This window comes from Gloeotrichia echinulata CP02 (assembly GCA_038087035.1).
GTDB classification, from domain to species: Bacteria; Cyanobacteriota; Cyanobacteriia; order Cyanobacteriales; family Nostocaceae; genus Gloeotrichia; species Gloeotrichia echinulata.
On the sequence record CP051187.1, the window covers coordinates 1,282,795 to 1,295,188 of the forward strand.

Here is a 12,394-nt window from a genome sequence, read left to right on the forward strand (position 1 = left end):
GGGGACTGGGTTACAAGTCTGATTGTGTCTAGGTTTTATCATCAGTTAATGTCCTAAGCACTTTGGCGGTTGCTATAAGAGTCAAAAGTCAAGAGTCCAAAAACCAGGACTTTTGACACTTGACCCTTGACTCTTGACTCTTGACTTTCAAGACAGAAGATACAGCAATTTTCATTTCTTTGAACCACAGATCCTTGTAGGGGCGCAAGGCCTTGCGCCCCTACCTCGTGGTCTATTTACCAGAAAATCATTGTAATATCTGTACCTCATTTACCTGCAATCTGCTGTATATGTGCCCCCAGAGTAGGTCCTGTCCTCTAATCATCCTGTTTAAACAATCCAAATAACGGCGCCAGAGCCAGTCCAAACACAAAGCCGCCGATGTGCGCCCAGTAAGCCACACCGCCTGTTTCGACACTCATGTTAGCGGCTGCTTGCAAGCTGGCAACACCAGATATGAGATTCTGGATAAAGAAAATACCAATCATGATCAATGCTGGTACTCTGACTGTGGTGAAGAAAAATCCGAAAAAGACTAAGGTCTGAATTGTCGCATGGGGGAAACGGATAATGTATGCACCCAAAATTCCCGAAATCGCGCCACTAGCCCCCAAAGAAGGAATTGTAGAATTCATCCCAATCACCCACTGACACAAAGCCGCTAAAGCACCGCAGGACAAATAAAAAATCAGATATTTGACATGACCTAAGCGGTCTTCAATGTTGTTACCAAACACCCACAGGAACAGCATATTTGACAGCAAATGCCACCAACCACCGTGTAAAAATTGCGAGGTAAATAACGTTATCCACTCGCCCTTAACGTTGGTGCTTAACTGTTGTGGGACTACCGCATACAACTGGAAAAACTGCTGTAATTGTTCATTTGACAGACTAACTTCATGAAGAAAAACTAAAATATTCATTCCAATCAGCCCGTAAGTCAAATACGGCCTGATTCGCGTCGGATTTTCGTCGTAAAGAGGAAACACAGGTGTTTTTCCTAATCATTGATTATCTGCAATATAGCCTGTATGGCTGGCAGTTGCGAAGTATAGTATAGGTAATTGCACCTGCGGTCAAGGGTCAAGGGTCAACCCTGAGAATTGGAAGTCCCTAAAAAGATTCTTCCCGTGATTTGTCGCTAAATAAACCCAATAATGGACCGAGGATTGCGCCAAAGATGAAACCGCCTGCATGGGCCCAGTAGGCGATACCACCGCCTTCCATACCAATGTTGGTAGGTGCTTCTAGACTGGCGAGTCCGTAGAATGCTTGTTGGATAAACCAAAATCCTAAAAAGAAATAAGCGGGGACGCGGAAGGTGGGGAAGAAAATTCCTAAAGGTATGACACCGAGAATTTGGACTTGGGGAAAGCGGAGAATATATGCTCCCATAACACCTGCGATCGCACCACTTGCACCCAATGAAGGTATATTAGAATTCTGGGCAAAATACCATTGAGTCAAAGATGCCAACACCCCGCAACTCAAATAAAACAACAAATATTTGAAGTGACCCAATTTATCTTCGACATTGTTACCAAAAATCCACAAAAACAACATATTACCAGCTAGGTGTAATAACCCACCGTGGAGAAATTGGCAAGTAATTAAAGTTGCCCATTCTGGGACTGGTTGATTGATAGAAATACCTGCAAAACTTAAGCTGAGTTCTCTGGGAACTACAGCTGCTAGGTGAAAAAATTGATTTAATGCTTGTGGCGGAAGACTGGCCTCGTAAAGAAAAACGAGTACATTTACAGCAATCAGCCCAACAGTGACATAAGGCGTGATTTCTGTAGGATTATCATCTTTAATGGGAACCACAGGCTTGTTTCCTCATGTACGAGCAACTAACTCTAAGGTAACGAATTTTTCTCGTGGATGCTTCTCGCCGATGGATGGATTTGACAAACTTTGCCTCACTGAATACCTAGTTTTAACAGAAGGCTTGACGAGTTCTCCCCAAAGCTGAAATTATGCAAGTGAAGGCACATTAGCTCAGTGAACTGATGTTTTTTACCAATTCCCTAGAAAATCAACTCCAACGCTGGAACGAAACCGTCCGCAATCAGCCAGAAAACCCTAATGCTTACATTCGTCGGGGTATGGTTTATTTTCAGCTTGCCAAAATTGATGAGTCGATTCAAGATTTTGACACAGCAGAAAAATTAGATGCTCGTCTTAAACCCTATCTCTGGCAACGTGGACTATCTTATTATTATGCTGAAAGATTTGCTGAAGGCGCTCAACAATTTGAGATAGATTTAACTGTAAATGCTCAAGATGTAGAAGAAACCGTGTGGCGATATTTGTGCATAGCACGTTTGCTGGGTGTCACAGAAGCGCGTAATTCTCTATTACCTGTGAAAAACGACCCGCGACGAATTATGCGTTGTGTTTATGATTTATACGCGGGAAATTGTGCAGCGGATGAGGTTTTAAGCGTTGGTAAATCTGAAGGTTTAAAAGGTGATTTTTATAGTCATCTTTATTTGGGATTATATTACGAAGCCGAGAATAATCTTGATTTAGCGCAGGAATATATAGTTAAAGCTGCCGATAATTATAAAATTGATGATTATATGTGGTATTTGGCGCGGGTGCATAAAAATTTACGACGAAGTGGAGATCGGCCATAGGCTATGGGGGATTGGTTAATTTTTCGGTCCCCAAGCCCAACCCCAAGCCAAACCCTTAATTTAAAGTTACCTAAATTCCCAAATTGCAATCTGCGTTATTACTTTTTTCTGACTAGGCGCATTATGATCAAGTCCAAGTTCTGCGTCGGCGTCTTAATCGATCACAGCGTTTTTTTATGAATTTAGCCTGGCAACGATTCACTTTATCATCTTTACCGATCCAAGAATATCTTGCTGGTAGCTACCTCCACCGCTCTCTGGTGGGGTTATTGCGCTCCTGGCGGGAAAGTAGTATCTTGATCCAGTGGGGAGACACTATAGCAGTGGCTTTACTCAGCCTGGTGTATGCTCTGGCTCCTTTTGTCTCTAGTACCCTGGTGGGTTTGTTGCTAGTGGCTTGTGTAGGATTTTGGCTCCTGCTGACTTTATCTGATGAAGCAACACCCAAAGCTTCATCATTTACCCCGATTCACATGTTGGTTATGCTCTACTGGGCAATTGCTGTAGTTGCTACAGCATTATCACCGGTGAAAAAAGCAGCGTTAAATGACTTGGTGACTTTGACGCTTTATTTATTGCTGTTTGCCCTGTGTGCTAGGGTTCTGAGGTCGCCTCGGTTGCGATCTTGGATAATTACCCTTTACCTGCATGTAACGCTAATTGTCAGTATATACGGTTTGCGACAATGGTTTTTTGGTGCAGCAGCACTGGCAACTTGGGTTGATCCTGAATCTCCTCTGGCTAAGACTACCAGGGTTTACAGTTATTTGGGCAATCCCAATTTATTAGCTGGTTATTTGCTGCCAGCGGTAGTTTTTAGCTTAGTGGCTATTTTTGCCTGGGAAGGGTGGATCAGGAAAGCCTTAGCATTGACTATGTTTATTGTCAATAGTTCCTGCTTGATTCTGACTTTTAGTCGTGGTGGCTGGATTGGGCTAGTGGTGTCTGTTTTGACAGTGATGGCATTACTAGTTTATTGGTGGAGCGTAGACATGCCTCCTTTTTGGCGCACTTGGTCGCTACCGATTATTTTAGGAGGTTTAGTTGGGGTATTGCTGCTAGCAGTAATATTTGTTGAACCAGTGCAAATCCGGGTGATTAGCATTTTTGCAGACCGCCAAGATAGCAGCAATAATTTTCGCCGCAATGTTTGGGATGCTGTCTTTGAGATGATTCACGATCGCCCAATTATCGGTATTGGGCCTGGTCACAACTCCTTTAATAAAATTTACCCCCTTTACCAACGCCCTCGTTATAGTGCTTTGAGTGCCTATTCAATTTTATTAGAGGTGGCTGTGGAAACGGGCTTTTTGGGTTTAAGCTGTTTCCTCTGGCTATTAATTGTGACTTTTAATACAGGATACTTACAAATACGACGTTTGCGTAAATTCAGCAGTGTAGAGGGATTTTGGTTAATTGGGGCGATCGCCTCAATGGCGGGTATGTTGGCTCACGGTACTGTCGATACTGTCTGGTTTCGTCCAGAGGTGAATAGTCTCTGGTGGCTGATGGTGGCTTTAATTGCTAGTTACTGGACACCGCTAACTCAAAATCAGACCACAGACCTAAATTCACCCAACCGCGAAAGAACAGCAAATTAAAACAGGACCTACTCTCCGGGCACATATACTTTCCGCTATGGTGGTCAAGAGTCAAGGGTCAAAAGTTCAGGTTTCTTGGACTCTTGACCCTTGTCTGCGAGACCCTGCGCGATGACAAGCTCTCGCGTTAAAACACTGATATGCAAAATAATTCGGATGTCCAATCAATAATCTAGACATCTTCAACTTCAAATTGAGCTACTGTAATGGCATTAAAAGCAAAAGCCAAAACTAATGGCATCGGACACCGTAGCCACAAGGTAGAAAACAGAGCTATCACTGTGGTAACTACTGCTGAGAAAGACCACAGTTTTTCCTCGAAGGTTAATCCTTTTTCGGCTTTAATTAATCTCAGGACATCAACTGGTATCGGTTCAGGCATTACACCGCCTGGAGGAAAAGCCCAGTAATTATTACGCCGTTCCATAAATAGTTCTGTCCAGCCATTGTCTTGGCACCATTCTTTAATCCATTCAATAGAGTAATGATTGATCATAGGGGTTGGTAATTTGGAATGTTGAATTTGTGTAGTCAGTGAATATAAATACTTACTAGATTCCAGGCAAGCTATTAAATCGCTATCAAATTAAACCTTAATTCTCGACCCTAAAACTCTAATAAAGCAGTTGAGACAGATTTAATTATGCTCAAACATTACTTACCTTGATTACAAGATTAACAGTTGATAGAGGCTAGTTCAAACAAAAGACAATAAACTTTACTTTTAACGAGCTTTGTCAAGAATTGTAAATAATTAATTTTGTGAGCAATTACTAGAATATAAAACTTAATAAAACTTAAATAAAAAATCTCCTTAAATTCTATTTGTTTAGGTAAATGAGTGTAAAACTTTATTCGGTATAAATCTTGAAAATAGAACAATTCTGTAGTAATAGAGTATAAAATTAGCTTTTTTACAAAACAATATGAGTAATATACTATAGGACTATTATTTGATTTTTGAAATATATAGCAGGGGACTGGGGACTGGGGACACAACGACCGCTCAGTGCATCGCTGGGGACTGGGTTACAAGTCTGATTGTGTCTAGGTTTTATCATCAGTTAATGTCCTAAGCACTTTGGCGGTTGCTATACTTAGGCTAGGCAATGCCTTAGAGGATGTTTTAAAAGTATTTTTGGTAACATCTAAATCTCAAAAACCTAACCCCCCTTCCCTTGTAGGATGCTGTTGGCGAATGGTAGGTTTAACCCCTCATCGCCAGGTAAAATCAGGGTTTTTGGCGTCGTTGCATAATATTCCGGGGCGCAAGGCCTTGCGCCCCTACCCACAATCGTCCTCACATAGGTGATAAAATGGGTGTTACCTCTTAATTTCAACAGTTCAGCAATAAGTTTTCCCATGAGTGGCACAGGAAAATAGCGTTCTTACTTATATTCTCGAAGAGCGGTAATTGCTTCAAGGGCTTCGTCACACCATGCTACCCAATCTTGTTGATAGCGAATTCCGCGGCGAATAATCAAATGCATATAGAGATCCTTAGCTGCTAAAGATTCTAGGTTTTGGGCAAACTGTTGATCAAGTTTTTGTATCTGATGCAGCTTTTCGAGGTGCAATTGTCGCCGTCGTTCAATTTCGCGCACAATCACCTTGACATCAACAAGATGTCCAGCGAGTCCGATGACACCCAAATCTTCACGGATGGGGGTCGGTTCCGTAGGTTTCATCAACCAATTAGTTACCTCTATCTGTCCTTGTGTGGTGATAGAGTAGATTTTCTTATCCAGCCGTCCCGGTTGGGGAATCGCTTCATAGGTAACATTACCCTGCTGCTCCAGTTTACCTAGCTCAACATAGACTTGCTGCTGGCTAGCCTTCCAAAAACAACTCCCAAAGCCTTCATCAAATTCTTTGGTAACTTCATAGCCACTCAGGGGTTGACGGGAAAGAAAAGCTAGAATCGCGTGCTTGAGAGCCATAGAAAACACTTGACATAATCAACAAATTGAGTATATCTTAATTTTTGTATTCAAAAAGTTGAATACAATAAATTTAACTAAATCATTGGTGATTAATTATTGTGGCTTCTGGAATAGGAATCAAGTTGCGCCATCCACGTCCGATTACCGTTGTCATTGCTGGGTTTGTTATGGTGATGGCATCTGTAGTTGTTTATCACAAAATTATCAATCGTCCATCTGAGCAAACAGTATTGGCGACTAAACCTACTATCAGAACCATCTCAGCCCTAGGGCGATTGGAGCCAGATGGTGAAGTTGTGAATGTTTTTGCGCCTACATCTATTGATGGTGCCAGAGTAGATACCCTAAAAGTTAATCACAGTCAGTTCATTCGCAAGGGACAGATAATTGCTATACTCGATACCTATGCTCGCCGTCAAGCAGCCTTGCAAGAAGCACAACAGCAAGTTGTAGTTGCTCAAACTCGTCTCAAGCAAGTAGAAGCTGGTGCAAAATCGGGGCAAATTCAAGCGCAGAAGCAGGTAGTGGATCGACTACAGGCGGAATTGGTCACCGAAACAGCAGCACAAGAAGCAACGATCGCCCGTGTGAAAGCAGAATTACAGAATGCGGAACTGGAAGCTCGACGCTATCAGCAACTCTACATAGAGGGAGCAGTTTCTGCTTCCTTGCGTGATACTAAGCAATTAAAGGCAGATACCGTTAGGGATAGCTTAAACGAAGCCAAGGCTACATTGAACAGGATTATTCTATCACGACAAAAGCAGATTACAGAAGCGAAAGCAACACTGAACCAGGTTGCAGAAGTGCGTCCCGTCGATGTAGAATTAGCACGAGCGCAAGTAGCCCAAGCACAGGCTGGGGTATCAAGGTCAAAGGCGGAACTAGATCTAGCAGTTGTGCGATCGCCTCAAAATGGGCAGGTTTTGAAAATTCATACCCGTCCAGGAGAACTGGTAGGTAATAAAGGTATCATTAGCCTGGGACAAACTCAAAAAATGGTTGCGGTAGCAGAAATCTATGAACTAGATATCAGCCGAGTCCGGGTTGGTCAATCGGCAACGATCACCAGCAAGAATAATGCCTTTCCAGATGTATTACACGGAAAAGTGTTTGAAGTCGGGCTAGAAGTTGGTAAAAAGGACGTGTTAAACACCGATCCAGCAGCGCAATTTGATGCCAGAGTCGTGGAAGTAAAAGTCCATTTAGATCCAGAATCTAGCCGCAAGGTTGGTGGTTTGACCAATTTAAGCGTTCAAATCGAAATCAATCTCCAATCTTAACGAGGGCATAATGACGACAATTATCCATCCTCAGCCTGTATCTAATAAAGCCAAGAAAAAGAAAAAACCACTTTTTCTATCGTGGTTACAGTTGCGGAAAGAGCGATCGCGCTTAATGGTTGCGATTGCGGGGATTAGCTTTGCCAATGTGCTGATGTTTTTGCAATTGGGTTTTAGAGGAGCCTTGTTTAGCAGTGCCGTAGAATTTCACCATAGTTTGAATGGCGAAATCGTCATGCTGAGTGGTCGTTATCGATCGCTCATTTCCCTAGATCGCTTTACTCAAAGACGACTATATCAAACACTCGGAGTAGATGGAGTGCAATCGGTCAGTCCGATTTATCTCGATTTTATTCAGTGGCGCAATCCTGACAACAAAGAAATTTGGAACATTTTTGCAATTGGTATTAATCCAGAACATCAGGTAATGAACTTACCAGGTGTGCAAGCCTACCGTAAACAACTAAGAACACCGGATACAGCTCTATTTAATGCAGGTTCCCGCCATGAATTTGGTCCGATTGGGCAATACTTTCAGGCGGGTGAGCAAATTTCCACCGAGATAAATCAACGGCTAATTCGCGTTCGGGGATTATTTCAACTTAGTCCCACATTTGGTATAAATTCTTATTTAATCACCAGTGATATTAACTTCTTACGCATGGCGACATATCGCCAACCTGGATTAATAGATGTCGGCGTAATTAAGCTCAAGCCTGGTGCTGATGTCCAAAAAGTTCTGGCAGATTTGCGATCGCGCTTACCCAATGATGTTAAAGTTTTAACTAGAGAAGATTACGCCAAAGCCGAAGTTGCTTTCTGGAATGCCAGTACACCAATTGGTTATACCTTCGATTTAGGAGTGGTCATTGCTTTCATCGTAGGCGCCGTCATTGTTTATCAAATTCTCTACAGCGATGTCACCGACCATTTACCAGAATACGCCACCCTCAAGGCTATGGGATTTCCCGATCAATACTTACTAGTTGTGGTATTTCAAGAGGCACTAATTCTAGCAATATTAGGCTTTATTCCCGGCATTTTCGTGGCTTTAACAATTTATCAAATTACTTATATCGTCACCCTGTTACCAATGGCAATGGATGTAGGAAGGGTAGCATTCGTTCTCATCCTGACAACAATCATGTGTTCATTTTCTGCCGGCATAGCAGTGCGTAAATTACAGACAGCAGATCCTGCTGATATTTTTTAGGAATTGGTAATGACAAAATTATTTTCACCTGAGACAGTTTTGAGCGAACATTCTTTATCAGAACCAGCCATTTCAATTTCTAATCTTAATCACTACTTTGGTCATGGTTCTCTTAGTAAACAGGTTTTATTTGATATCAATTTGCAAATTGAACGCGGTGAAATCGTGATTTTAACAGGACCATCGGGTTCTGGAAAAACTACACTGCTGACATTAATGGGAAGTTTGCGTTCCACCCAAGAAGGGAGTCTCAAAGTTCTGGGACAGGAATTACTCAACGCTGACAAAGAACAGATGACTCTGCTTCGTCGCCATATTGGTTATATCTTTCAAGCACACAATTTATTAGGCTTTTTGAGTGTGTATCAAAATGTGGAAATGGCTTTAGAAATGCACGATATTTCCGCCGAAGAAGCTGATATGCGGATTAAACACATTCTGACATCAGTTGGGCTAGAACAGCGTATTGACTACTATCCTAGCGATCTGTCTGGTGGACAAAAACAACGGGTAGCGATCGCCCGCGCTTTGGTTGGACAACCGAAACTGATCCTAGCAGATGAACCAACCGCCGCATTAGACAAACAATCAGGACGAGATGTGGTAGAAATTCTCCAAAGTTTGGCAAAGGAACAACACTGTACAATTTTGTTAGTCACTCACGACAACCGCATTCTGGATATCGCCGATCGCATTATTTACATGGAAGATGGCCGTTTAGTTGATCATTCCGACGTAGCGACACTTGTGCATTAGGGACTTCCAGAAATTACAGCCATTTTCAGGTAAATAGACCACGCTTTTGGGGCGCAAGGCCTTGCGCCCCTACGAAGATCTGTGGTTCAAACAATCATTTTTAAGTAATTATGCCAATGCGTAATATCATTTTCGGTTGATCGCTTATAAGTACCGGGAGCAAAATTAATTGCATACTCACATCCGCTGAAATGCTTGTCAAACGGTCATTCCAGGTTAAATAAATGTGTAATTAATTTTGCATGAGTACTTAAAATGTCATTGCGATCGCTCCCAATGACAAGTATTTATCCGAACATACATGATATTAGGACTTACACACTGTATGGTATGCTTTTACCAAAATACATTGTTTCAGGCTTTGATTAATTATTACTTTGATGGTAAACAGACCCGCGTTGTCGGGGTTTAGCATTGCTAAACCCCTACGACATCTCCGGTTTTTTGCAGCACATATTTTATATTTTTTGTCAATGCGTAAGTCCTAGTACTCTGTCAAGATAAAAATGATGGACTGTAGTGCGGGCATCTTGCCCGCGTGAGCGAGACGCTCACACTACCAAAAATCCCTCAAAACAAAATTGACAGACTACTAGATATTACAAAAGTTTTCGATTTACTGAATATGTTTGCGAAATATTAAGCTCATGCATATTCCATAAGCTGAAATTTCAATAATGTAAATTATCGATGAACTTACATAAGTAAAACTACGAAGAAAGAATTTTACATTGATTGAAGCAAAAGCTTGCCATGCTTACTTTGTGGCTGATTTGATGCCAACGGCGACTCAACCCAAAATTTAATGTTTTGATGAAGAAGTTTTTTGTCACGTTGCTTTTTTCATGAACTCCTGTCAGTATTATTTCCAGGGGTAAAAAAAGACGTATTAATTGTTTCTGCTCTAGAAATGATTAATTAAGGATATATATGGATGGCGGAGAATTACTCCTAGATAATAGCCTTTTCCTTGGTGTGTCTGAGTTTACGCCGCTAGCCCATACTTAACAAAAATCTTTTTTCACACTTTGCGTAACTGCATTAGTAAAGCCTCGTGATGTGCAAATCGCACTCACTAAATTTACCTATTTTCTTGTTTGAGGAATTAAATTCATGTTGGCAACATCTTTGAAGAAAGTATCTCAGTCCGCTGCTATCGCTGCTTTCGGCGTTGCTATGGTTGCTGCTGCAGGCGCTGCTCCTGCTAGCGCTGTTAGTTTGAGCGATGTGAAACTGTATAACCTTAGTGTAGACTGGGGTAATGGTACTACTGCTAGCGGGTACTATTACGTAAAGAACGGAGACCTACCTCTAACTACAGGAAGCGGCGTTGGAGTGAATTTGCCAGAGTACGATGTGACTGTCACAAATGGTTCAACCCTTAATGACCGCTTCTTCAACAGCTCTATCACCAACAGCCCCAACTTAGCTGCACTAAACAACACCTTGAACTTCGGTGGGATTTTCCAGGCCGGTATAGTCAACCCAGTTACAGGTCCTAACGTGGCTTTGTCTTTCACAAACACTTCCCCTTTTAAACAGTTGACTCTACAGATTCCCTCCACTCCCGCTACTCCCTTTACTGGAGCGATTGCACCTGGGACCATAGTACTTGCAGATTTCCTTAACACTTCTCAATCAGTTCAAACGAATCCTAATGGTGTTCCCGTTACCAGCGTACCCGAACCCTTGACCATTGCTGGTACAGCGGTTGCTGGTGCTATGGGCTTGTTCTTGAAGCGTAAGCAAAAAGCTTCCTCTGCAGCCTAGTTTCATCCCCCAAAGATAAAAGCACACTAGGAAGTGTGCCTTGATTGATAGAATCTCGGACTAGCCCAATTTTTGGGTTTTATCCTTTGTGTTTTAGTTATAGCATTTCTCGCTTAACTTGATCTGAAAATTGCTTACAGCAATTTTCAGACAATAATCATTGTACGGGCGCAAGGCATTGCGCCCCTATCCACAATCGTCCTCACATAGCCGATACAAATAAACCGTACCTGTTTTGGTTGTCATTTGTCATTTCTAATTGGTAAGGGGTTGCGGAATATTTACGTTTCGTAATATATTTTAGTTTATCCCCACCAACTGACTTATCTAAGTATCTGTAAGTAGGGCTATGCCTTACACATCTAGGTTTTGCTTGGCATTGCCTAGCAGTGTTTTATCTCTCTAGTTAGACAATATCCTAAACCTTGTTTTTTCGTGCTTGGTTCCAAACAAATATTTTTTGTTTCGGTTGATTAAGCAAGGTTTTGAAGAAGATTCATTCAAGGTAAGCATCTTTTTTCTCTTGTCAAATACTTCGCGGAGCGTCCCGTAGGGAAGAGTGACCCAATAAACGGGATGAAAGGTTGGGTTTACGGTAAGCAAGCTACGTTCCTCAAGCCAACCTACGAATATTCTTAACCGAACCGTATTGGGGGTTGATTGACGCAAAAAAAAATGGGCATTTCTCAGCCTTGTGTTCAGGCGGGAACTTATTTTTTTATCAAAAAAAATCATGAAGCCAGATATGAAATCAAGGCTGAAATAGCCTTGACATAAAGGTGCTGAAACAAAATTAAATAAATTCAATACATTGATAGGACTTACGCATGAGTAACTCCAAATCAAGGATTTGGGTTGGGCATGGGGAGCGAAAAATTAACCAATTCCCTATGCCCTATGCCCGATCTGCACAAATAGCCTAATAGTCTACCAGACGAACTTTGAGGGGTTGTTTGTAGTTGCGCTAATAGCGATCGCTATTAATTGTCGAAGCGCTATTAGCGAAGTTTTACCGTAGGGTAGCGCAACTACAAACAACAAGTTACCCAGCATTGTTAGCTTGGTGGACTACTAGTGCGTAAGTCCTGATTGAGGAGAATATAATTGCTTTTAAAAAATGTCGATAAATATTTTTTTATGCAACATATTTTTATAATTATAAATTTAATAATTCATTAATTAT

General features: G+C 41.7%; 10 protein-coding genes. 6 read left to right on the forward strand and 4 right to left on the reverse strand.

The genetic code is table 11. The features are described 5' to 3' along the window. Positions 1-317 precede the first annotated feature (317 nt). Together HEQ19_05905 and HEQ19_05910 are read right to left on the reverse strand one after the other, a co-directional pair. A complete protein-coding gene (locus HEQ19_05905; GenBank protein WYL99120.1) occupies positions 318-992 on the reverse strand; it encodes a rhomboid family intramembrane serine protease in 675 nt (224 codons plus the stop codon). A gap of 124 nt (positions 993-1,116) precedes the next feature. Continuing rightward, positions 1,117-1,830, reverse strand: coding sequence for a rhomboid family intramembrane serine protease (locus tag HEQ19_05910; protein ID WYL99121.1), 714 nt, complete (start codon positions 1,828-1,830; stop codon positions 1,117-1,119). Positions 1,831-2,015: 185 nt separating this feature from the next. Here HEQ19_05910 and HEQ19_05915 point away from each other — a divergent pair, with 185 nt between their 5' ends. Beyond that, positions 2,016-2,645: a hypothetical protein gene (locus HEQ19_05915; protein ID WYL99122.1), complete on the forward strand. Its 630-nt coding sequence runs from the start codon at positions 2,016-2,018 to the stop codon at positions 2,643-2,645. Between the two features lie 176 nt (positions 2,646-2,821). Further along, positions 2,822-4,246: an IctB family putative bicarbonate transporter gene (locus tag HEQ19_05920; protein ID WYL99123.1), complete on the forward strand. Its 1,425-nt coding sequence runs from the start codon at positions 2,822-2,824 to the stop codon at positions 4,244-4,246. Between the two features lie 172 nt (positions 4,247-4,418). Here HEQ19_05920 and HEQ19_05925 read toward each other — a convergent pair whose 3' ends face one another. Together HEQ19_05925 and HEQ19_05930 are read right to left on the reverse strand one after the other, a co-directional pair. Further along, entirely contained in the window at positions 4,419-4,742 is a 324-nt protein-coding gene (locus tag HEQ19_05925) for a hypothetical protein (GenBank protein ID WYM03276.2), read from the reverse strand. 892 nt (positions 4,743-5,634) lie between these two features. After that, on the reverse strand, positions 5,635-6,186 hold the full coding sequence (locus HEQ19_05930; protein ID WYL99124.1) for a PadR family transcriptional regulator: 552 nt from the start codon (positions 6,184-6,186) through the stop codon (positions 5,635-5,637). A 101-nt stretch (positions 6,187-6,287) separates the two neighbouring features. On the opposite strand from HEQ19_05930, the gene HEQ19_05935 reads away from it, so the two are divergent. The 4 genes from HEQ19_05935 to HEQ19_05950 all read left to right on the forward strand — a co-directional run bounded on the left by HEQ19_05935 (position 6,288) and on the right by HEQ19_05950 (position 11,211). After that, positions 6,288-7,472 carry an ABC exporter membrane fusion protein gene (locus HEQ19_05935; protein WYM03277.2) on the forward strand — a complete coding sequence of 395 codons (1,185 nt, stop codon included), beginning with the start codon at positions 6,288-6,290 and terminating at the stop codon, positions 7,470-7,472. Positions 7,473-7,482: 10 nt separating this feature from the next. Further along, positions 7,483-8,685, forward strand: coding sequence for an ABC transporter permease DevC (gene devC / locus HEQ19_05940; GenBank protein WYL99125.1), 1,203 nt, complete (start codon positions 7,483-7,485; stop codon positions 8,683-8,685). 9 nt (positions 8,686-8,694) lie between these two features. Further along, complete coding sequence (locus HEQ19_05945; GenBank protein ID WYL99126.1) at positions 8,695-9,441, forward strand: DevA family ABC transporter ATP-binding protein; 747 nt, start codon at positions 8,695-8,697, stop codon at positions 9,439-9,441. Between the two features lie 1,113 nt (positions 9,442-10,554). Then, positions 10,555-11,211, forward strand: coding sequence for a PEP-CTERM sorting domain-containing protein (locus HEQ19_05950; protein WYM03278.2), 657 nt, complete (start codon positions 10,555-10,557; stop codon positions 11,209-11,211). The last annotated feature ends 1,183 nt before the right edge of the window (positions 11,212-12,394 follow it).

Bases quoted from the DNA above. Each gene is read 5' to 3' on its own strand.
- HEQ19_05915 (WYL99122.1), top strand. From the start codon at position 2,016: ATGTTTTTTACCAATTCCCTAGAAAATCAACTCCAACGCTGGAACGAA.
- HEQ19_05920 (WYL99123.1), top strand. From the start codon at position 2,822: ATGAATTTAGCCTGGCAACGATTCACTTTATCATCTTTACCGATCCAA.
- HEQ19_05925 (WYM03276.2), bottom strand. From the start codon at position 4,742: ATGATCAATCATTACTCTATTGAATGGATTAAAGAATGGTGCCAAGAC.
- HEQ19_05930 (WYL99124.1), bottom strand. From the start codon at position 6,186: ATGGCTCTCAAGCACGCGATTCTAGCTTTTCTTTCCCGTCAACCCCTG.
- devC (WYL99125.1), top strand. From the start codon at position 7,483: ATGACGACAATTATCCATCCTCAGCCTGTATCTAATAAAGCCAAGAAA.
- HEQ19_05945 (WYL99126.1), top strand. From the start codon at position 8,695: ATGACAAAATTATTTTCACCTGAGACAGTTTTGAGCGAACATTCTTTA.
- HEQ19_05950 (WYM03278.2), top strand. From the start codon at position 10,555: ATGTTGGCAACATCTTTGAAGAAAGTATCTCAGTCCGCTGCTATCGCT.